Annotated in this window: 20 protein-coding genes and 1 tRNA gene; 11 read left to right on the forward strand and 10 right to left on the reverse strand. The window is 68.2% G+C overall.

Annotated features, from left to right (window positions below; translation table 11 throughout):
• Positions 1-50 precede the first annotated feature (50 nt).
• Positions 51-1,853 carry a 2-isopropylmalate synthase gene (locus DW307_RS14565; protein WP_136025050.1) on the forward strand — a complete coding sequence of 601 codons (1,803 nt, stop codon included), beginning with the start codon at positions 51-53 and terminating at the stop codon, positions 1,851-1,853.
• On the opposite strand, the gene DW307_RS14570 is transcribed toward DW307_RS14565, so the two are convergent.
• The 3 genes from DW307_RS14570 to DW307_RS14580 all read right to left on the reverse strand — a co-directional run bounded on the left by DW307_RS14570 (position 1,850) and on the right by DW307_RS14580 (position 4,210).
• On the reverse strand, positions 1,850-2,434 hold the full coding sequence (locus DW307_RS14570) for an NADPH-dependent FMN reductase (protein ID WP_136025051.1): 585 nt from the start codon (positions 2,432-2,434) through the stop codon (positions 1,850-1,852). The genes DW307_RS14565 and DW307_RS14570 overlap by 4 nt on opposite strands.
• Positions 2,435-2,525: 91 nt before the next feature.
• Positions 2,526-3,068, reverse strand: a complete 543-nt coding sequence (locus DW307_RS14575) for a hypothetical protein (RefSeq protein ID WP_051667801.1) — start codon at positions 3,066-3,068, stop codon at positions 2,526-2,528.
• Between the two features lie 50 nt (positions 3,069-3,118).
• Complete coding sequence (locus DW307_RS14580) at positions 3,119-4,210, reverse strand: ATP-binding protein (protein WP_136025052.1); 1,092 nt, start codon at positions 4,208-4,210, stop codon at positions 3,119-3,121.
• 217 nt (positions 4,211-4,427) lie between these two features.
• Between DW307_RS14580 and DW307_RS14585 the strand changes: the two genes are divergently transcribed.
• From DW307_RS14585 to DW307_RS14605, 5 genes are read left to right on the forward strand one after another with little or no spacing between them, the layout of a single operon-like run.
• Complete coding sequence (locus tag DW307_RS14585; RefSeq protein ID WP_136025053.1) at positions 4,428-5,069, forward strand: response regulator; 642 nt, start codon at positions 4,428-4,430, stop codon at positions 5,067-5,069.
• Positions 5,066-6,808, forward strand: a complete 1,743-nt coding sequence (locus DW307_RS14590) for a hypothetical protein (RefSeq protein WP_136025054.1) — start codon at positions 5,066-5,068, stop codon at positions 6,806-6,808. Before DW307_RS14585 ends, DW307_RS14590 begins: the two co-directional genes overlap by 4 nt.
• Before the next feature lie 48 nt (positions 6,809-6,856).
• Positions 6,857-7,531: a GAP family protein gene (locus DW307_RS14595; protein WP_136025055.1), complete on the forward strand. Its 675-nt coding sequence runs from the start codon at positions 6,857-6,859 to the stop codon at positions 7,529-7,531.
• Between the two features lie 27 nt (positions 7,532-7,558).
• Positions 7,559-9,154, forward strand: a complete 1,596-nt coding sequence (locus tag DW307_RS14600; RefSeq protein WP_136025056.1) for a carboxylesterase/lipase family protein — start codon at positions 7,559-7,561, stop codon at positions 9,152-9,154.
• Positions 9,155-9,203: 49 nt separating this feature from the next.
• Positions 9,204-9,629, forward strand: coding sequence for a DUF1003 domain-containing protein (locus DW307_RS14605; RefSeq protein ID WP_029258950.1), 426 nt, complete (start codon positions 9,204-9,206; stop codon positions 9,627-9,629).
• 276 nt (positions 9,630-9,905) lie between these two features.
• Here the strand turns inward: DW307_RS14605 and DW307_RS14610 are convergent.
• A tRNA-Pro gene (locus DW307_RS14610) sits at positions 9,906-9,979 on the reverse strand.
• A 106-nt stretch (positions 9,980-10,085) separates the two neighbouring features.
• Here DW307_RS14610 and DW307_RS14615 point away from each other — a divergent pair.
• The 5 genes from DW307_RS14615 to DW307_RS14635 all read left to right on the forward strand — a co-directional run bounded on the left by DW307_RS14615 (position 10,086) and on the right by DW307_RS14635 (position 13,773).
• Positions 10,086-10,670 carry a GNAT family N-acetyltransferase gene (locus DW307_RS14615; RefSeq protein WP_029258964.1) on the forward strand — a complete coding sequence of 195 codons (585 nt, stop codon included), beginning with the start codon at positions 10,086-10,088 and terminating at the stop codon, positions 10,668-10,670.
• A gap of 34 nt (positions 10,671-10,704) precedes the next feature.
• Entirely contained in the window at positions 10,705-11,160 is a 456-nt protein-coding gene (locus DW307_RS14620; protein WP_021199285.1) for a hypothetical protein, read from the forward strand.
• An 80-nt stretch (positions 11,161-11,240) separates the two neighbouring features.
• Positions 11,241-11,909 carry a lysoplasmalogenase gene (locus tag DW307_RS14625; protein WP_136025057.1) on the forward strand — a complete coding sequence of 223 codons (669 nt, stop codon included), beginning with the start codon at positions 11,241-11,243 and terminating at the stop codon, positions 11,907-11,909.
• Positions 11,909-12,280 carry an RNA-binding S4 domain-containing protein gene (locus DW307_RS14630; RefSeq protein WP_021199283.1) on the forward strand — a complete coding sequence of 124 codons (372 nt, stop codon included), beginning with the start codon at positions 11,909-11,911 and terminating at the stop codon, positions 12,278-12,280. The genes DW307_RS14625 and DW307_RS14630 overlap by 1 nt, the downstream gene beginning before the upstream one ends.
• A gap of 62 nt (positions 12,281-12,342) precedes the next feature.
• Positions 12,343-13,773, forward strand: a complete 1,431-nt coding sequence (locus DW307_RS14635) for an HNH endonuclease signature motif containing protein (RefSeq protein ID WP_136025058.1) — start codon at positions 12,343-12,345, stop codon at positions 13,771-13,773.
• A gap of 99 nt (positions 13,774-13,872) precedes the next feature.
• Here the strand turns inward: DW307_RS14635 and DW307_RS14640 are convergent, their stop codons facing one another.
• The 6 genes from DW307_RS14640 to scpB all read right to left on the reverse strand — a co-directional run bounded on the left by DW307_RS14640 (position 13,873) and on the right by scpB (position 19,600).
• Entirely contained in the window at positions 13,873-14,778 is a 906-nt protein-coding gene (locus tag DW307_RS14640; protein ID WP_136025059.1) for an NUDIX hydrolase, read from the reverse strand.
• Positions 14,779-14,839: 61 nt separating this feature from the next.
• Positions 14,840-16,312: a ribosome biogenesis GTPase Der gene (gene der / locus DW307_RS14645; RefSeq protein ID WP_240750678.1), complete on the reverse strand. Its 1,473-nt coding sequence runs from the start codon at positions 16,310-16,312 to the stop codon at positions 14,840-14,842.
• A gap of 40 nt (positions 16,313-16,352) precedes the next feature.
• A complete protein-coding gene (cmk, locus tag DW307_RS14650; protein ID WP_021199279.1) occupies positions 16,353-17,072 on the reverse strand; it encodes a (d)CMP kinase in 720 nt (239 codons plus the stop codon).
• Positions 17,065-18,201 carry a prephenate dehydrogenase gene (locus DW307_RS14655; protein WP_029264873.1) on the reverse strand — a complete coding sequence of 379 codons (1,137 nt, stop codon included), beginning with the start codon at positions 18,199-18,201 and terminating at the stop codon, positions 17,065-17,067. Before DW307_RS14655 ends, cmk begins: the two co-directional genes overlap by 8 nt.
• On the reverse strand, positions 18,198-19,004 hold the full coding sequence (locus tag DW307_RS14660) for a pseudouridine synthase (protein WP_021199277.1): 807 nt from the start codon (positions 19,002-19,004) through the stop codon (positions 18,198-18,200). Before DW307_RS14660 ends, DW307_RS14655 begins: the two co-directional genes overlap by 4 nt.
• Positions 19,001-19,600 (reverse strand): SMC-Scp complex subunit ScpB, encoded by a 600-nt coding sequence (gene scpB, locus DW307_RS14665; RefSeq protein WP_051667819.1) that lies wholly within the window; start codon positions 19,598-19,600, stop codon positions 19,001-19,003. The genes DW307_RS14660 and scpB overlap by 4 nt, the downstream gene beginning before the upstream one ends.
• Positions 19,601-19,665: the final 65 nt, after the last annotated feature.

Genomic DNA, 19,665 nt, shown 5'->3' on the forward strand with positions numbered 1-19,665 from the left:
GTCGAACGTGTGCCGGTCGCAGACCCTCGAAGAAGGACACCGCACCCGCCATGACCACGACATCGTTCCCCCACCCCTCCCCGGCCGCCGACCTCGATGCCGACGCCGGCCCCGACCGGACACCGATCTGGAACAGGCAGCGATGCTCCCCGATGCCGTCGCACCGTTACCGCGACGTTTACTCCCGCGTCGACGTGCCCCTCATCGAACGTGACTGGCCGACACGGCGTCTCACCGCGGCCCCGCTCTGGGTGCCCGTCGATCTGCGTGACGGCAACCAGGCGCTCGCCGAGCCGATGGACCCCGCGCGCAAGCGCCGCTTCTTCGCGCTGATGGTGAGGATGGGCTACAAGGAGATCGAGGTCGGATACCCGTCGGCGTCGCAGCCCGACTACGACTTCGTGCGGCTCATCGCCGAGAGCGACATCGCCCCGGATGACGTGACGATCGTGGTCTTCACGCCCGCGCGTCGCGACCTCATCGAACGCACGGTCGCCTCCATCCGGGGCATCGCCAATCCGGTCGTGATCCACATGTACACCGCGACCGCCCCGACCTGGCGCAGCCTGGTGCTCGGGCACGATCCCGAAGAGCTGAAGCAGCTCATCCTCTCCGGCGGCCGTGACGTGTGGGAGTTCGCCGGAGACCTGCCGAACGTGCGGTTCGAGTTCTCCCCCGAGGTGTTCAATCTGACCGAACCCGACTACGTGATCGACATCTGCGATGCGATGACCGACCTGTGGCAGGCGACCCCCGAGCGCCCGGTGATCCTCAACCTCCCGGCCACGGTCGAGGTCGCCACCCCGAACGTGTACGCCGACCAGATCGAATACATGCACAAGAACCTCGCCCGTCGCGATGCCGTGATCCTGTCGGTGCACCCCCACAACGACCGCGGGACCGGCATCGCCTGCGCCGAGCTCGCGGTGCTCGCCGGCGCGCAGCGGGTCGAAGGCTGCATCTTCGGCAACGGCGAGCGCACGGGCAACGTCGACATCGCGACGCTCGCCCTGAATCTGCACGCGCAGGGCGTGGACCCGATGATCGACTTCTCCGACATCGACGAGATCCGCCGCACGGTCGAGTACTGCAACCGGATCGAGGTGCACGCCCGCCACCCCTATGTCGGCGACCTGGTGCACACGGCATTCAGCGGGACCCACCAGGACGCGATCAAGAAGGGCTTCTCCGAGCATCGCGCTCGGGCTGCGGCCGAGGGCCGCGACGAACGGGAGATCGAATGGCGGGTCCCCTACCTGCCGATCGACCCCGCCGACATCGGCCGCGACTACGACGCGGTGATCCGCGTGAACTCGCAGTCGGGGAAAGGCGGGATCGCCTACCTGCTCGAAACGGCGTACGGGATCGAACTGCCCCGCCGCCTGCAGATCGACTTCGCGCGACACGTGCAGCGGCACACGGACACGATCGGCACCGAGGTCACGGCATCGGAGCTGTGGAGGGTCTTCGGGGAGGTGTACCTCGGCACCGGTGCCCGCACCGATATCGCGCTCGTCGCGTACGACACCGCCGAGTCCGACGGCGAGTCCCGCACACGGATCACGCTGCACATCGAGGGGCGCGAGCACACGAGCACCCATGCGGCAGGTGGTCCGGTCGAGGCCCTCACTGCGGCACTCGATACCCGGGGAATCCGTGTCGACGTCGTGAGCCTGCACCAGACCAGCGTCGGATCCGGCGCCGACGGTGAGGCGCTCATCCTTCTCGAGCACCGCACGGAAGAAGGGGTCGCCTGGTCGGCAGGCCGCGGGCGCTCCGTCCTCTCCGCGAGCCTGTCCGCCGTGATCACGGCGGCGAGCCGCGCCGCATTCCCCGACGCGACGCCCGACTAGTCCGGGTCGCCGACGTGACCGGGAGCCGTGAGAGAGAGCACACGCTCGACGAAGGCGGCGTACTCCTCCATGTAGTGCTCCAGGAACTTCTTCGTGCCGTCGTCCTCGACCTCGCCGTCCGGGCCGAACATCTCCGGTCGATACGTCAGGTACGCCTCGGGCGCGTTGAGCTGTGGGGCGTTGAGGAAGCTCAGCACGCTGCGCATCGACGACTGCATGACGGCGGTGCCGATGGCCCCGGTGGAGGCGCCGATGATGCCGGTGGGCTTGCGCGCGAACGAGTTGTGACCCCAGGGGCGGGAACCCCAGTCGATCGCGTTCTTCAACGCACCCGGTATCGAACGGTTGTACTCGGGCGAGACGATCAGCAGTCCCTCCGCGTGTTCCACCGCCCGCTTGAACGTGGTCACGGCGGCGACCGGATCGAGCTCGTCGTCACGGTTGTACAGCGGCAGATCGCGGATCGGGATCTCGACCATCTCGAGGCTGGGAGGTGCCAGCTTCACGAGGGCGGTCGCGACGACGCGGTTGATCGAGTCATGGGCGAGGCTCCCGATGAGGTAGCCGATCCGGTGAGTCATGCGCATTCTCCCTCGTTCGTTCCGCCGTGGTCGTTGGCGTTCAGGCTAGCCCCGTATGCCGAAACCGCAAGCCCGACGCGGCTCACCGGTCTCAGTGCACGAGAGCCTTGAGAACCACGAAGACGAGACCGAACGACGCCGTCCCCAGGGCGCCGAGCACGCGCGTGAGCAGGGGGCTCCCCCGACGGAGGAAGGCCACATAGCCGAGGAACGCGAGGATCACGACACCAGACCAGAGCGCGAGGTCGTTCGCGAGCCCGTCGGGCATGACGCGGGTCGTGCCGGCCAACAGGAAGACCGCCGGCACGGTCGCCGAGCTGAGCATGCCGAAGGAGTGCTTCACCGACGCGGCGAACGCCGCCCGAACCCCGACGGATTCACCGTGCTCGCGTTCATCGTGATCGCTGACCCTGGCCACAGTGCCGGCATACACATGAGCACCCCAGAACACCAGCACCGTGACGGCGACCGTCACCAGCACGGCCAGTGATGTCTCCCCGTGCGCCGAGGACACGGCCACCAGGCCGCTGACGAGAATCGTGCCGTACACCGCGGCCTCGGTGCCGAATCCCGATCGCAGGGCCCTGTGCACGCGAAGGATCCCGTCATCCGCAGTCGTTCTCCGCCTGTCCATCCCCGGTGCTGCTCCTGATCCGTCGTGCCATCGCTACCTTGGAGCTCCCATCATCCCTCGACGCGCAACGGGACCTTCACATCGCCGCCCGCCTCCTCGGTGATCCGCTCCCCCATCTGCACGAAGGTCGGCGCCGAGATGAAGCCGCCGGCGAACAGCGCCTGCCCCTGCACGAAGTCGGCGGAACGGCGGATGGCGTCCTCGGAGGCGAATCCGAAGACGTCGGCGAGCTCGGCGAGGTCGCGGGGCGCGTTGACCCGCATCAGCGCGAGGTTGTCGCACTGCGAGAGCACGTTGGGGTGGATCTTCGTCGGACGCTGTGTGGAGAGCAGCAACCAGAGCCCGAACTTGCGCCCCTCGGCCGCGATCTGCACGAGCTGCTCGGTGAGGGCTCGTTCGACGGCGGTCTCGGGATTCGGCGAGCAGAGGTTGTGCGCTTCGTCGATGACGATCAGGACGGGCCGTCGTTCCTCACGGTGTGCCCAGAGATGTTCGAGCACGGCGAGGGCCGCGACCTTCGGCTCGGCAGGGTGCTCGAAGCCGCCCAGGTCGAGGACCGTGGCTCGTGGGCGTTCTTCGATCACGTCGATGACCGATCCCGCGCCGCGTGACCAGAGCGCCCACTCCAGCACCTGCAGGTTCTCCATGCGGTTCGCGAGCCGCACCCGGGCGGGGTCGCCCGAGGCTCGCAGACCGGGGAGCATATCGCGACCGTCGAAGACGTGCGCATCTCGTTCCTCATGGAGCAGAGCGTTGTACTCTTCCGCATCCGCGATCGGGTCCATCTGCAGAACGGCTGCCTTCGATGCCGGCACCAGATCGACGTAACGCACGTGCAGGCGCTCGCCCTCACCCGCGCCGGAGCGGAACACGCGGATGTCGAGTTCCGCCATGCGGTCGGTCTCGGATGCTCCTGCGGAGGCCCGCGTCTCCCGCAAGCGCGTGAAGTCGCTGTTCGGATCGAGGACGATCAGCGGCAGCTCGGTGTGCAGGAGCAGCTGTTCCAGCACGACACCGAGCGCATACGTCTTCCCGCTGCCGCTCTGCCCGACCCAGAAGGTATGCCTGTTGAAGCGCCGGGCGTCGAGGTCGACCGGAGCCCCCGGGTCCTCGAGCGTCGTTCCGATGGTGAGGTTCGTCATCACTCCGGTGCACCTTTCCTTCATCCCGTCATTCCTCGCGGCGGGGCGAGCCCATCCTCCGAGACCGATGCACGACATCATCCTCGCCCGGCTCGCCTTCGCACCAGTGCCGACATCCGTGGCCGCGGATTCCCGTGCGCAGTCCCGACACCCGAGAAGGCCGATTCCCCTCCTGCCCCGACGTTCCGACACCGCTGCGCTCCACTAATGTGACAACGTGGGCGCGGAGTGGAGACGACGGGTGCTCGTCGTCGAGGATCAGGGTGCCCTCCGCATGCTGGTGTGCGATCTGCTCGAGCGCCACGGCTTCCAGACCGCGGCAGCCGCCGATGCCGCCGAGGCGACACGCCTCTTCACCGAATTCGACCCGGACGCGCTGCTGACCGACATCGATCTGGGCTCCCGCCCCTCCGGGGCGGAGCTCGCCGCGATGCTGGTCGAACTCGCACCGCACATCGCGGTCGTGTTCCTCAGCAGCTACCCCCGTGCCGCCGCCGGTGCCACGGCGATGGGGATCGAGCAGGCCGTGTTCGTCGCGAAACAGGACCTCGATTCCCCTGCGGCTCTGCTCTCCGCGCTGGAACGTGCTCTGTCGACGCATCCGACACCTCTGCCGCCCTCGGCCGAAACAGGCGACCCCCTCGGCTCACTCACCAGGCATCAACTGGAGATCCTCGCGATGATCGCACGCGGATGGTCGAACGAGCGCATCGCCGTCGAGACCGGTGGCACGGTGCGCGCAGTCGAACGATCCATCAGCCGGTTGTTCGGAAGACTCGAGGTGACACGCGACCCGACCGTCAACGCTCGTGTCGCTGCGGCGGGACTCTACCTCGCCGCGTTCGGTCCCGCCCGATGAGGAACCTCCGCCGTGCGGCTGTCCGCGCCTTCGGCGGCGGCCGATTCCTCACCGTCTGGTCGATCGCCGCCTCCCTCCCCCTGTCCCTCACCGTCATGGCGCCCACGGGTGTCGGCATCGACACTCTGACCGCGCTTCCCGCCATGGTCGCGACCTGGCTCTGCTTCGCCGCGGCGCTCACGGGCATCGCCGCATGGGAACGTCGCGGCCGATCCCGGCGAGAGCGAGCAGCCGTCGTGACCGCCGGGATCGTCGTCTGCGCGGCGATGCGTCCGGTGATGCAAGACGGCTGGCTCCACCTCGCCGGCCTTCCCGCACCACCTTCGGGTCAGCTTCCGTACCGGATCGCGACGAACATCGTCGTCTGGATGATCGTGCTGAGCATCATCGCCGTGCTGGATTCCTCGCTCCGGTCACTGCGACGGACGAACGCCCTGCTGCGGTCCGTGGCCCAGGAGCTCGCCCGGGCACAGGACGATGCGCACGCGCTGGCGACCGATGCGCGGAACCTTCTCGACCGAGCGCAGTCGACCCTCGATGCGGCGATCATCGAGATGGAACCGACACCCGCCGGCGTCCGAAGGCTCGGACACGAATGGATCCGCGAGTGGAGTCACCGTCTCGCCGAGCTCGCCGAGAAGAAGGAGGCCGGGAATCCGCGTCGAGCCCGCGACGGCTTCGGTGATCGCGCGGACCCGAGGTCTTCCCCCTCGCCTCGGTACGTCCTGTTCCGCCTCCCGCCGCCGGGTCTGGTCACCCTCATCTACGCGGTGTGCCTCCTCCCCTATGCGACCCGCACGCAGACGCCACTCGAACTGCTCATCGGGATCGCCGCCCTCGCCGCGGGAGGTGCGGTCGTCGACTTCCTGCCGCGACGCCGCGCGATCGCTCGGGTGCCCCACCACGCGTCCTTGCTCTTCATGATCCTCTCCTGCGTCGTCGGCATCGCGCTCGCAGCACTCGCGGCCGCGCAGGGGGTGGCTCCGTTGCTCGCCGCCGTCTCCGCCATCGCGTACATCGGGTTCGCGTTCGCCGCCGGAACGTGCGCCGGCGCGCTGCACCGTCTCCGCAGCGAACAGCACCGACTGTCGAGCGCCGTCGCCGACGCCCAGCAGCTCGCACGTGCCGGCACCCGCCCCACTCGCGACGGCCTCAGAGCCGCCGCCGACCTCCTGCACGCGGATGCGCAGGGAGCCTGCATTCTGTTCGCGCTCGCACACCCCACACCCGATCCGGACGATATCCGGCGGCTGCGGGCAGAACTCGCGACTGTCGTGAGCCGACTTCCCGGGGCTTTCGCCACGGCCGACGATCCCCGTGCCCACACTTCCCTCACCGCACTCTTCGAGACGTGGGCGCACGTCATCGAGCTCCGTGTCGACGTCGACGACGACGCACGCGATGTTCTGTCCTCGATCCCCTGGGTGGTGCGAGACTGCTACGACATCGTCGCCGAGGGGCTCCTGAACGCCGCGAAACATGCGAGTGAGCGACGAGCGGAGGTGTCGATCCGTCGAGTGACGACCGGCGCCGGACCTCGGCTTCACGTCCGTGTCTCGTCGCCCGGGATCGCCGCACGAGGCACACGTCTGCGCGCATCCTCACGGATGCAGGAGCTCGGCGCCCATCTTGTCCGCATCCCCGGCGGTGTCGCCCTGGAAGCCGCGTTCGCGCTTCCGCTGCGCGCGGCTGTCGTGTCAACCGAACATCGCGACGGAGAGCACCCGACCCCGCCGTAGCGTCGTCTGCGCCCCACCGAAGGGCACACGAAGACGATCGGACGAGACGTGAACCAACTGCATGACCTCCTCCCGCTGGCTGTGGGCATGCTCATCTCGCCGCTGCCCCTCGTGGCGATCATCGCGATCATCCTCGCTCCCCGCGGCCGAACGGCGGCGCCCGTCTACGCCGCAGTGTTCATCGCGGTCTCCCTCGCGTTCGTCATGGTCGGCGCGCTCACCTCTGCCGGTTCCGCCTCGGGGTCTCCCTCCGCCACCGCGAAGACAGTCTCGTTCTTCCTCGCCATCGTGCTCGCACTCGGCTTCGCCGCGCTCGCCGTCGCGAGTTGGTCGTCTCGCCCCCGCCATGGCCAGCCACCCCAGACGCCGGCCTGGCTCGCGGCCCTCGATGCCGTCACCCCGGCGAAGGCGGCCGCGCTCGGCTCGATCATGGCGGTCACCAACACGAAGAACATCCCGCTCGCGCTGAAGGGCGGTGCACTGATCGGCGAGGCGCATCTCCCTCTGCTCGCAGCGGGAGGGCTCTGCATCGGGCTGGTCGTCGCCGGCACTCTGCCGCTGCTCGTCACGGCCGCCGTCGCCACGAGCAGATCGACGGTCGTCACGAAAGCACTCGAACGGGTCAAGTCCGAGATGATCGCGCACAACGCGATGATCATGACGGTGCTGTTCGCGGTTCTCGCCGCGAACGAGGCCGCCCAGGTCATCCGTCACCTGTCCTGAAACACGACCATGTCAGGAGCCGCACGCATGTCAGACAACTCTCCCCCCGACGACAAGACGCGCGTCGTCACCGTCACGGCACCGGCGGGGACGTTCCGCGGCACGGATGCCGACGGTGCGCGCTCATGGCGCGGAATCCGCTATGCCCAGGCGCCGGTCGGTCTGCTGCGATGGCGTGATCCCGTCGCGGCGCCGAGCGTCGAGGAGGAGATCGACGCCACCGTCTACGGCAACGTGTGCCCGCAGCAGATCAACCCCGCCGTACCGCTGGGCGACGACGCGGTGATGGACGAGGACTGCCTCGTGCTGAACGTGTGGGCACCGTCGGAGCGACCCGAGAGCGCCTTCCCCGTCATGGTATGGCTGCACGGTGGCGCCTACACGTTCGGCTCATCGAGCCAACCGCTGTTCGATGCGACATCGCTCGTCACGCGCGGCGAGGTCGTGGTCGTGACGGTCAACTACCGACTCGGCGCATTCGGTTTTCTGGATCTCGCCGGACTCCTGCCCGATGAGGGTTTCGATCGCAACCTGGCCCTGAAGGACGCGCTGCTCGCGTTGCGCTGGGTGCAGGAGAACATCTCGGCGTTCGGGGGCGACGCGGGCAGGGTCACGGTGTTCGGGGAGTCCGCGGGAGGAGGGCTGGTGACGACTCTGCTGGCGACGCCTTCGGCCGAAGGTCTGTTCGCCCGCGCGATCGCGCAGTCCTCCCCCGCCTCGAGCATGTACGGGACCGAACGGGCGCGTGACGTCGCCGCGCGGTTCGTGCATGAGCTGGGCATCGATTCGACGGATGCTGCGGCGGTCGCGGGGGCTCTGCGCGCGGCATCCGTCGATGACATCGCGGCGGCGAGCATGGAGGTGTACGCGGCCGTGCCGGACGACGCACCGGGGACCCTCGCGTTCGCGCCCGTCATCGACGGCGATGTTCTTCCGGAGGCGCCGGTGACCGCGCTGCGCGAAGGACGCGGGCTCCGGGTTCCACTCCTGATCGGGACGAACAAGGACGAGGCGTCGCTCTTCAAGTTCATGAAGTCGCCTCTCATCCCGATCACCGACGACCGCATCCGACAGATGTTCACCGACATGGCCGAAGACAATCCGACGATCTCCCTTCCCTCCGCCGCTCAGGTCCGGACCGCCTACGAGAACGTGCGGCATGGCGCCGTGGGGCTCGGGATCGCCCGCGACATCGGATTCCGTCTGCCGACGCTGTGGATAGCGGAGGGTCACAGCACCGTGGCGGATGTGTGGCTGTATCGCTTCGACCATGCGGCGCCCTTTCTCCGTCTGATCGGTCTCGGTGCGACGCACGCGACCGAGCTGCCGTACCTGTGGGGCAACCTGTCGAGCGGCCCCAAGGACCCGACGTTCCGGCTCGGCGGCCGCCGAGCCGCGCAGGAGATCTCGGTGCGGATGCAGGAACGCTGGGCGGCGTTCGCGCACGGACGCACACCGGATGCGGCGACCGCGAAGGATGCGCCGACCTGGGCGCCGTATTCTGCATCGGATGCGGCCGGCCGCCGTCAGACCCTCGTGATCGAGCGCCAGGACACTCTCGTCGCCGACCTCGATGCTCCTCTACGCGCGGCATGGGGCGACGACGTGCTCGATTTCCGGTGAGCGCTCGTGCATCCGAAGGGCCGACCGTGCGGCGACGTACCATTGGCCGATGACGCGACCTCTCACCAACTGGCACACTGCTCAGGCCGAACATCTCACGGCAGGTCAGCGCGCGGCTGATCGGCTTCGGAACGGGATGGGATCATGGCCGTTCATCGGGGTGTTCGTGCTCTTCATGATCGCCTGGGCGATCGTCAACAGCACGGCCCTCATGTGGGATCCCTACCCGTTCATCCTGCTCAACCTCTTTCTGAGCATGCTCGCCGGGCTCCAGGGAGCGATCCTTCTGATCGCCGCGAAGAGGCAGGATGCCATCGCCGCTGCCCTCGCACAGCACGACTACGACACGAACCTCGCCGCGAAGAAGGAGATCGAGGACCTCATGTCGATCAACCGGATGCAGCTCGAACTCCTGACGGAGCTGCGCGCCGCGGTCACGAACGACGGAGACGGGGCAGCGACGTCCGCGCGCTGACCTGCTCGACGAGCAATGTCGGGAACGGTGAGGGAACCCTCGTCGACGGGGCATCTGCTCGTCCAGAGAGGGTGAGACCACGTTCTTCTGCACGCTCTTCTGCACGCTCTTCTGCACAGTCTTCTGCGCACCGGCCCGTGACCTCTCGTGCTCGGCAAGAGCATCAGCTCGTCGCACAGCGAAGCGGACCGGTGGACCGGGGACAGTCGGCGTGCGCGGCGGCGCCAGACATGCAGAAGGCCCGGAGACTCTTGCGAGTTTCCGGGCCTTTCTCGGTCGGGCTGACAGGATTTGAACCTGCGACCCCTTGACCCCCAGTCAAGTGCGCTACCAAGCTGCGCCACAGCCCGTTGTTCTGCGCTCTCGCGCAGGCAACTCCCCTATCTTAGCCGTATCTCCACCCCCTCCGCGAACCGAGGCGTTGCGAGTGTCGGATGCCCGGCGTAGCGTCACGGCATGGTGACGATCACGACCGAGGTGGCGACGACCGCTCGTTGGGATGACGTGCAGCACGCGCTCACCGGAGGCGGGGATGGAGCAAGCTGTCAGTGCATCTGGCCGGTGCTCAGCAACAAGGACTGGAACACGACAACGACTCCGCAACGCATCGAGATGTTCCGCGCCGAGATCGACGACGGCCCGCCGCCGGGAATCATCGCCTACGTCGACGGCGAGGCCGCAGGTTGGATCCGCATCGGTCCCCGCACCCGCCAGGCGCGTGTTCCCCGCACCCGCATCATCGCGGCGGCCAGCACCGAGCCGTTCGACGACGAATCAGTGTGGGCCGTGACGTGCTTCGTGGTGCGCCGAGAACACCGCGGTGCCGGGCTCAACCTCGAACTCCTGCGCGCGGCGGTGGATTATGCCCGCGGCTCCGGGGCCCGCCTGATCGAGGGGTATCCCGTGGACACCGGGGGCGAGAGGAAGCGCACCAACGACCTGTTCCACGGCACCCTGGGCACGTTCCTCTCCGCCGGCTTCACGGAGAAGACCGAGCTCAAACCTGGTCGCGCGCTGGTCACCCTCGATCTGACCCCATGATGACGATCGCCCAGAAGCCACTAGCGTGAAAGGCATGACCGACGAGAACGCGACCATCGACGATCCCGAGCTCGGCAGGTTCGCCCGTGCCCGTTCGGAACTCACCGACGGCACGGTACTGACGCACGATTGGTTCGTCGGCACCACCTCCGTCGAGGGCACCGAGGTCGAGCTCATGCTGGAGGGCACGAGCTCCGACGAGGTCGCACCGCTCCTTCCCCGCATGCGCGACGCGGTGAAGCGACTGGACATCGTGCACCGGATCGCCACCGACGCGGTCGTCGCGAATTTCAGCACGGGTGCCCCTGAACCCCGCGAGCTCGACGAAGCCGCCTCCGACCTCACGATCGAGGCGATCGAGGCGGCCTCCGACGGCACCGTCATACTGCACCTCACCGACAACTGCGGAGAGCACTTCCCCGAAGGCTACTGGCCGGCCGTGCACCTCAGTGTCGACGACAGCGTCACGCAGGTCGCCGTCGAATCGTGAACAGCGGGATGACGCCGGGGCCGACGCGGGGGACGGCGATGCCCGTCGCCCCCGGTCAGGGCGAACCCTACGATGGCGGGATGCAACGTCGCTCCCCGCGCCACGCTCTCATGTGGGCCTTTCTCCCGTTCGCGGTGGTGTCCCTCCTGCACGTCATCCTCCTGACCATCGACAACCCGCTCGCTGCGCACACGAAGCTGCTGCTGATGCCGTTGCTGGCCGTTCCGGTGCTGGTCTCCGCGCGACGCCTCTCCCCGCGGATCACGCTCGTCCTCCTCGTCGCGGCATTGTCGTTCTCCTGGCTCGGCGACGGTGCCGGCACCTTCTTCCCCCAGGGCCCGGAGCTGCCTCTGATGCTGACCTTCTTCGGCATCGCCCACGTGGCATACATCGTGCTGTTCGCGCGCCACCTGTCCGTCCGGCGCATGCCCTGGTGGGCGCTGGTGTACGCCGCCTGGTGGCTGGGCATGATCACGACCCTGGGTTCGCACACGGGCGATCTGCTCATCGCCGTCGCCGCCTACGGGCTCGTGCTCGGCGGAACCGCGGCATTCTCGGGGCGTTGTCACCCTCTCATCGCCGTCGGCGGGGCCTTCTTCCTCGCCAGCGACACGATCCTCGCCTTCCGCCTGTTCCTCCCCGATTCGCTGCCGTCCTGGAGCAGCCCTGCAGTCATGCTCACCTATACGATCGGCCAAGGCCTGATCGTTGCCGGCGCCCTCGTGACGCTGCGGAAGAGGAGCACTTGATGGATGCCGCCCGTGTCGACAGCTGGCTCTGGGCCATCCGCGTCTACAAGACGCGGTCGGCCGCGACGACCGCATGCCGAGCGGGGCATGTACGGGTGAACGGAGACAAGGTGAAGGCCGCGCAGCAGGTTCGCATCGGAGATGAGCTGCGCATACGCATTGCGGGATTCGATCGGATCCTCATCGTCCGTCAGCTGCTGGTCAAGCGCGTGGGGGCTCCGGTGGCCGCGCTCGCCTACGAGGATCGCACTCCCGAGCGCGAGCCCCAGGCAGCGCTGGGACTCCGCGACCGCGGGGCCGGACGCCCCACCAAGCGAGAACGTCGCGACATCGACAAACTGCGCGGGCGGAACGACGAGAGCTTTCACTGATATCCCGGCATGCACCGCCATCACACCTTACGACTTTCGAAGCTTTGTTCTAATCTGGAGGTATGCCACTCTCGACTGATCTCGACCTCGATCTCGAGCAACGACGGCGCGTCTTGGACGCGTGGGTCGACACGAGACGTCGGATCGCCGCACTCGAAGCCGAGGCCGCAGACCTGCTGACGGAGCAGATCGCCATCCTCGACGCCGATGTCTCCGCGAGCCCTTTTCATCGCGAGGCGATCCATCGCTCGATGATCGCGGAGTTCTCCGCTGCCGGACACGTGTCGAAAGGCTCGATGGAGTTCGCCTTCGCCGATGCCCACGCCCTTCACACCCATCTCCCGGCCGTCCGTGCCGCATTCGCCGACGGCATGATCAGCGTCGGACATGTGCGAGAGATCTCCAGGGCCTGCGCGGTCGTCGCCGAAGCGATCCGCAACAGGAAGGCCGATCCCGCGGTCATGGAACTCTTCGAAGCCGCGGCGCTCGTCGTCGCCGAACGCGACACGGCCGCACGCACACGCGCCCATGTACGCCAGGTCGCGGCTGCCCTCGTCGGCGAGACGCTCGTGGAGAGGCACCGCCGCGCTGCAGAAGAACGATGTGTGACGGTGAGAGCACTCGACGACGGCCTGGCACTTCTCACCGCGGTGCTCCCCGAGTGGATCGCCACCGCGATCTCCGACCGACTCAACCGGATGACGCGCGAAGTCGTACGGGCTCGAGACACCCGCGAGATCCTGCCCCCACCCCGGTGGTTCCACGACGCGGCTGAGCACCTCGATGAGCCTCCGCTCGATGAGCCTCCCCCCGCCGCCCCATCGGTCGACTTCGTCGATGGTGGCGTGATCCGCGGTGCTGATGGTGACACGTTCGCGACAGATCCCGAAGTGACGCACTTCCCGGCCGACACCCGAACATGGAAGCAGACCGAGGCGGACCTGTTCTCGGACCTGCTCCTGACCGCAGATCCGAGCACCGCACACGGCGACGCCCTCGACGGCATCCAGGCCCGCATTCAGGTGACCGTCGCGGCGACCACACTCGCCGGCGTCGACGACCGCCCTGCCGAGCTCGACGGACTCGGCCCCCTGAGCCCCGACATCGTCCGGGAGCTGGCGGGGCGCAACACCGGCTGGACCCGTCTGTTCCTCGACCAGACAGGCATGGTGGTCGAGACAGACACCTATACGCCGACCGAGGGGATGCGACGGTTCCTGCGCGCGCGTGACCGACACTGCCGCTTCCCGGGGTGCCGCATGCCGGCGCACCGCAGCGAGATCGACCACAACCACGATCATGCGAAGGGAGGGAAGACCAGGCTCGACAACCTCGGCCACTTCTGCCGGGGCCACCACACGCTCAAGCATCCGGACATTCCCGATTCGCATCGCTGGACCGCTCAGCAGGAGAAGGACGGCAGCATCACGTGGCACAGTCCGCTAGGCCGCGACTATGCCGACCCGCCGCCCCGACGCGTGATGTTCGTCTGAATCACGACGTCAGGACCACAGCGCGCAGGACCCGCGCTAGGACCACGGCGCGCTAGGAACAGCGCGCAGGACCCCAGCGCGCGGGGCTTGGGGCGAAAGTCAGCCGTTGGCCGCGAAGAGATCGAGCAACCATCCGGCCGAACGGATGTGCGCGGCTCCGGCGCTCTCGGCGCGATCGCGGAGGCCCCTGTCGCTCGTGACGGTCACGACCAGCTGCTGCATCGCGACACGGCGCTCGACCTCGGCGACGATCGCGTCATCACCCGCGGCTTCCGCGCGGATCACCGAGACCGTGCCGGCTCGGTCTTCGATACCTCGCGCCTGCCCCTCGACCACCATCGACACGTCGGGGAACCACTCATCGCCTGCGAGTTCCAGCGCGTGCGCGGGGACCGCCAGTCCCTCCAGACGCGAACGAAGACGAGCTGCGGCGCCCGCACGGTCTTTCCACCACCCATCAGGGACCGAGCCGACGACATTCGCGGCATCCACCACGATCGCCGGTCGCACGTCGAGCAGTTCGAGCAACGCCGGCCACGACGAACCGAAACCGGGGTGCAACGGTCGTGACGACACCTGATCGACCGGCACCCACTCGAGCGCGACGCTCTCGGGGTCGCTGATCACCGGCTCGAAAGGCTCACCGACATCGGCGACGACGGTCGTGTACGACCAGATACCCAGATCGAGAACGCTCGTGAACCGGGCGCGCACGGCACCGTCCGGCACGCCCGCCTCTTCCTGGGCCTCACGGATCGCTCCCGCGATCGCGCTCTCCCCCTCGTGGAGTGCGCCGCCCGGCAAGCCCCAGGTTCCACCGAAGTGACTCCACGCGACACGATGCTGCAGCAGGATGCCACGTGCGGGGTCACAGGCGAGAAGCCCGGCAGCACCGAAGCGCCCCCAGTACTTCTCCCCCGACTCCGCGATCACCCAGGCATCGCCGGGGTTCCGCGGCCCCTCGGGGCGACGCGGTTCACCGAAAGCAGGAGGTACGACAGTCACCCCTTCAGCCTTTCACAGCATCGGGGTCACAGCACCACGGCGCGACATGCGCCGGAACAGATCAGCGCTGACGCTTCTCGCGCACGCGCATGTTGATCACGATCGGCGTGCCCTCGAACGAGTAGAGCTCGCGCAGACGCCGCTGGATGAACCGGCGGTACCCGGGGTCGAGGAAACCGGTCGTGAACAGCACGAACGTCGGCGGGCGCGTCGACGCCTGGGTGCCGAACAGGATGCGCGGCTGCTTGCCACCGCGCAGCGGGTGCGGGTGCTCCGCCACGAGTTCTGCGAGGAACGCGTTGAACTTGCCCGTCGGAATACGACGGTCCCAGTTCTCCAGGGCCGTCTCCAGCGCGGGCACGAGCTTGTCGAGGTGACGCCCGGTCTTCGCCGAGATGTTCACCCGCGGGGCCCAGGCGACGTGCGCCAGATCCTGCTCGATCTCACGCTCGAGGTAGCGACGGCGGTCGGCGTTCTCGAGATCGTCGTCGTTCAGACGGTCCCACTTGTTGAAGGCGAGCACGAGCGCGCGGCCCGACTCCAGCACGAGATCGATGATGCGTACGTCCTGCTCACTGATCGACTCCGAGACGTCGAGCACGACGACGGCGACCTCGGCCTTCTCCAGCGCGGCCGAAGTGCGCAGCGAGGCGTAGAAGTCGGCCCCCTGCGCCATGTGCACGCGACGACGAATACCGGCGGTGTCGACCAGACGCCACATCTTCCCGCCGAGTTCCACGACCTCGTCCACCGGGTCACGGGTGGTGCCGGCCAGATCGTTGACGACCACGCGCTCCTCGCCTGCCGCCTTGTTCAGCAGTGACGACTTGCCCACGTTCGGACGACCGAGGATGGCCACGCGGCGCGGTCCGCCGATCTCCTGCTTCGCGACGGCCGAGACCTCGGGAAGCTCCTTGAGCACAGCATCCAGCAGGTCGGCGACGCCGCGTCCGTGGATCGCCGACACGGGCCAGGGCTCGCCGAGGCCCAGGCTCCACAGCGCTGCGGTCTCCGGCTCCTGGCGGGCGTCATCGATCTTGTTGGCGACGAGGAACACCGGCTTGCCGCTCTTGCGCAGCAGCTTCACGACGTGCTCGTCGGTCGACGTCGCCCCCACCATCGCGTCGACGACGAACAGCACCATGTCGGCGAGGTCGATCGCGACCTCGGCCTGCATCGCGACCGAACGGTCGATGCCGCGTGCGTCGGGCTCCCACCCGCCGGTGTCGACGAGCGAGAAGCGACGGTCGGCCCACTCCGCCTTGTACGTCACGCGGTCACGGGTGACACCGGGGGTGTCCTCGACCACGGCTTCGCGGCGGCCGAGGATGCGGTTGACCAACGCGGACTTGCCCACGTTCGGTCGTCCGACGATCGCCACCACGGGAAGAGCCGGGCTGTAGTGGATGCCGTCTTCGCCGAGCGTGATGCCCGCGAGGAGTTCCGCGTCCTCATCGTCCAGCTCGTAGTCGGAGAGGCCGGCGCGCAGCGTCTCCGCGCGCTGCTCGGCGAGATGCTCGTCGAGCTGGTCCATCTTCTCGGCGAGCTGGTCGGGGCCGCCTTCGTATTCGTCGTCAGCCACGGTGTGCTCCTTGGATTCGTTCGATCACCGTGAGGACGGCGTCGATGGTCTGGGGGAAATCGAGTTCCGTCGAATCGACGACCTCGACGCCTTCTGCGGCGTTCAGGAAGTCGACGACGGCGCTGTCTGAGGCGTCACGCTTGTGCAGCGCCGCGGCGACAGCAGCCGCGTTCTCGCCGGCGAGTTCACCGGCACGTCGTGCAGCCCGTACCTCGGGAGCTGCGGTGAGAAGGATCCGCACCGGAGCGTCGGGGGCGACCACGGTCGTGATGTCACGGCCCTCCACCACGACGGCGGGGTACGACGACTCCGACACCAGACGGCGGAACAGCTCGTTGACCTGCGCGCGAACCTCGGGCACGCGCGCCACGCCGCTCACCGCGCCGGAGACCCTCGGGTCTCGGATGGCCTCGGTGACCTCGACGTCGCCGACGAGCACCGTCCGCTCGTCGGGGTCGAGCCCCAGCGTCAGAGGGAAGTCTGCCGCCGCAGCGCGCACGGCCTCAGGGTCTTCGGTGTCGGCGCCCCGATCGAGCACATGCCAGGCGAGTGCGCGGTAGGCGGAGCCGGTGTCGAGGTAGCCGAAACCGAGTGCGCGGGCGACGGCCTTCGAAACGCTGGACTTGCCCGATCCGGCCGGCCCGTCGATCGCGATGAACTTGTGCGCGTCGGTCACCGAAGCGTCCGCAGCAGAGGTCGAGATATCAGTCATTCGTGCTCCCAGCGATGCGCCATCCACGTTCCTGCAGCCCGGTGATCGCGCCATGCAGCGCCGCGGGATCGACGCTGATCTCGGCGAGGCCGAACTGCGCGCCGGGCGAATGCTCGAGGCGGAGGTCCTCGACGTTCACACCGAGCTCGCCGAGCTCTCCGAACAGCCGGCCGAGCTGACCCGCGGTGTCGTCGACCATCACGACGAGGGTTTCGAAACGCTGATTCTGTCCGTGCTTGCCGGGGAGCCGTTCGACGCCGTCGTTTCCCTGCCGGATGGTCTCGGCGACGATGCGGCGGGCCCCCGGAGCGCTCGGCGCACGCAGGGCATCGGAGATCTCGCCGAGGTCGGAGGCCAGCGCATCGAGGATCTCGACCACGGGTGCCGCGTTCGCCCCGAGGATCTGCACCCAGAGCTCGGGGGCGGATGCCGCGATGCGTGTGGTGTCGCGGACGCCCTGGCCTGCAAGGCGGAGCGCCCCCTCTTCCGCTTCGGCGAGGCGACCGGCGAGCAGGCTCGCGACCACCTGGGGCACGTGCGAGGTCAGCGCGACCGAACGATCGTGCTCCTCCGGAGTCATCTCGAGGGGCGTCGCTCCGACGTCGAGCGCGAGGGCCTCGACGAGGGCGAGGTCGGAGGCTCTCGTCTCCTCATCACGGCACACCACCCAGGGGCGCCCGATGAAGAGGTCGGCACGCGCTGAGATCGCGCCCCCGCGCTCACGACCGGCGAGCGGGTGAGAGCCGATGTAGCGGGTGAGGTCGACACCGCGCGCCTGGAGTGCACGGAAAGGCTCGAGCTTCACGCTCGCGACGTCGGTGACGACGGCCTCTGGGAACCGTTCGAGTTCGGCCTGGATCACGTCGGCAGTGACATCCGGCGGCACCGCGACAACGACCAGGGACGGCTGATCGTCCTCGTTCGAGATCCTTCCGGCGCCGTAGTCGACGGCGAGACGCAGTTGGGCGGGCGAGGCATCGGTCAGGACGACATCTACCCCCTTCGCGCGGAGGGCGTGGCCGATGCTCGCGCCGAGGAGTCCGGCGCCGACGATGCGGACGGTACCGGAGAGGCGCGGCGCGACGACGCCCGCTCTCCGCCCCGTGGGCGCACTCGTCGTATCGGTCATTCGTTCTCCTGCTCGCCTGGCGCCTCGGCGACACCGGAATCACGGCGCGACAGGGTCAAAAGCGCGCCGAGTTCGATTTTACTCAGTTCCCGCGTCTTCCCGGCCGGGAGGGTTCCCAGGTGGAGCGGACCGAACTGCCGGCGGACCAGTTCGGTGACGGGGTGGCCCACCGCCGCGAGCATGCGTCGCACGATGCGGTTGCGACCGGAGTGCAGCGTCAGCTCCACCAGGCTCTCCTCGCGGGAGGTGTCCAACAGCCGTGCCTTGTCGGCGGCGATCGGTCCGTCCTCCAGCTCGATGCCCTTCGTCAGCTTCGAGATCGTCTGCGGCAGCACTGTGCCCTCGACCTTCGCGATGTACACCTTCGTCACGCCGAAAGACGGGTGGGCCAGCACGTGGGCGAGCGCGCCGTCGTTCGTGAGGATCAGCAGACCGCTCGTCTCGGCATCGAGGCGGCCGACGTTGTAGAGGCGCTCCTCGTACTTCTCGGTGAAGCGACGCAGGTCGGGGCGGCCGCTCTCGTCCTTCATGCTGCTCACCACGCCGGTCGGCTTGTTGAGCATGACGTAGCGCTTGGAGACGTCGAGCTGGATCGCGGTACCGTCCACGTCGACGAGGTCGCGCTCGGGGTCGATCCGTCGCCCCTGCTCGGACACGACGATGCCGTTGACGCGGATGCGGCCCTCGGCGATGTACTGCTCCACCACGCGGCGGGAGGCCACGCCTGCCGCGGCGAGCACCTTCTGCAAGCGCACGCCCTCGGGCGCGGCCTCGGAGTCTGTCGAGGCGTCGAAGCCTGTCATCGGATGGTCCCTTCGTCGAAGCCGTCTGCACCGTCATCGAGCAGCGGGGAGATCGGGGGCAGCTCGTCGAGCGAGTTGATGCCCAGGTGCTGCAGAAGCGCGTCGGACGTGCCGTAGTTGATCGCGCCGGTCTCGGAATCCGCGAACAGCTCCGTGATCAGCCCGCGGGCGAGCAGCGTGCGCACGACAGAATCGACGTTCACCGCGCGGATGGACGCGACCTGGCTGCGCGTCACCGGCTGCTTGTAGGCGATGACCGCCAATGTCTCGAGCGCGGCCTGCGACAGTCGCGCCGGGGCCTGCCCTCCGACGAACTCGGCCACCATGGCATCGAGATCTTCGCGGACGTACAGTCGCCACCCGCCGCCCACCTCGCGCAGCTCGAAGCCGCGCCGTGGTCCCGCGCCCCGCCCGTCGTAGTCCTCGACGAGCATCTCGAGCGTCTGACGTACCGCTGGCACCGGCGACCCGACGGCGGCAGCCAACGCGACGAGGCCGATCGGCTCATCCACGATGAAGAGGATCGCTTCGACCCGCTCGGCGAGGGGAATCTCGGGTGCCGTCCCGGCAGGGTCCGAAGTCTGATCCTCCGACACCGTGAGGTCGGTCCCCGCCACAGCGTCGGTCTCCGTCACAGCGTCGGTCCCCGTCACAGCGTCGG

Origin of the sequence: Microbacterium sp. K27, from assembly GCF_004794435.1 — a bacterium.
In the GTDB taxonomy this organism is placed as follows: domain Bacteria; phylum Actinomycetota; class Actinomycetes; order Actinomycetales; family Microbacteriaceae; genus Microbacterium; species Microbacterium maritypicum_A.

What these genes read in the sequence shown, in the direction of transcription:
- DW307_RS14565 (WP_136025050.1), top strand. Translation starts at nt 51, where the DNA reads ATGACCACGACATCGTTCCCCCACCCCTCCCCGGCCGCCGACCTCGAT.
- DW307_RS14630 (WP_021199283.1), top strand. Translation starts at nt 11,909, where the DNA reads ATGGATGCCGCCCGTGTCGACAGCTGGCTCTGGGCCATCCGCGTCTAC.
- DW307_RS14615 (WP_029258964.1), top strand. Translation starts at nt 10,086, where the DNA reads ATGGTGACGATCACGACCGAGGTGGCGACGACCGCTCGTTGGGATGAC.
- DW307_RS14625 (WP_136025057.1), top strand. Translation starts at nt 11,241, where the DNA reads ATGCAACGTCGCTCCCCGCGCCACGCTCTCATGTGGGCCTTTCTCCCG.
- DW307_RS14635 (WP_136025058.1), top strand. Translation starts at nt 12,343, where the DNA reads ATGCCACTCTCGACTGATCTCGACCTCGATCTCGAGCAACGACGGCGC.
- DW307_RS14660 (WP_021199277.1), bottom strand. Translation starts at nt 19,004, where the DNA reads ATGACAGGCTTCGACGCCTCGACAGACTCCGAGGCCGCGCCCGAGGGC.
- DW307_RS14590 (WP_136025054.1), top strand. Translation starts at nt 5,066, where the DNA reads ATGAGGAACCTCCGCCGTGCGGCTGTCCGCGCCTTCGGCGGCGGCCGA.
- cmk (WP_021199279.1), bottom strand. Translation starts at nt 17,072, where the DNA reads ATGACTGATATCTCGACCTCTGCTGCGGACGCTTCGGTGACCGACGCG.
- DW307_RS14605 (WP_029258950.1), top strand. Translation starts at nt 9,204, where the DNA reads ATGACGCGACCTCTCACCAACTGGCACACTGCTCAGGCCGAACATCTC.
- DW307_RS14600 (WP_136025056.1), top strand. Translation starts at nt 7,559, where the DNA reads ATGTCAGACAACTCTCCCCCCGACGACAAGACGCGCGTCGTCACCGTC.
- DW307_RS14575 (WP_051667801.1), bottom strand. Translation starts at nt 3,068, where the DNA reads ATGGACAGGCGGAGAACGACTGCGGATGACGGGATCCTTCGCGTGCAC.
- DW307_RS14580 (WP_136025052.1), bottom strand. Translation starts at nt 4,210, where the DNA reads ATGACGAACCTCACCATCGGAACGACGCTCGAGGACCCGGGGGCTCCG.
- DW307_RS14620 (WP_021199285.1), top strand. Translation starts at nt 10,705, where the DNA reads ATGACCGACGAGAACGCGACCATCGACGATCCCGAGCTCGGCAGGTTC.
- der (WP_240750678.1), bottom strand. Translation starts at nt 16,312, where the DNA reads ATGGACCAGCTCGACGAGCATCTCGCCGAGCAGCGCGCGGAGACGCTG.
- DW307_RS14570 (WP_136025051.1), bottom strand. Translation starts at nt 2,434, where the DNA reads ATGACTCACCGGATCGGCTACCTCATCGGGAGCCTCGCCCATGACTCG.
- DW307_RS14655 (WP_029264873.1), bottom strand. Translation starts at nt 18,201, where the DNA reads ATGACCGATACGACGAGTGCGCCCACGGGGCGGAGAGCGGGCGTCGTC.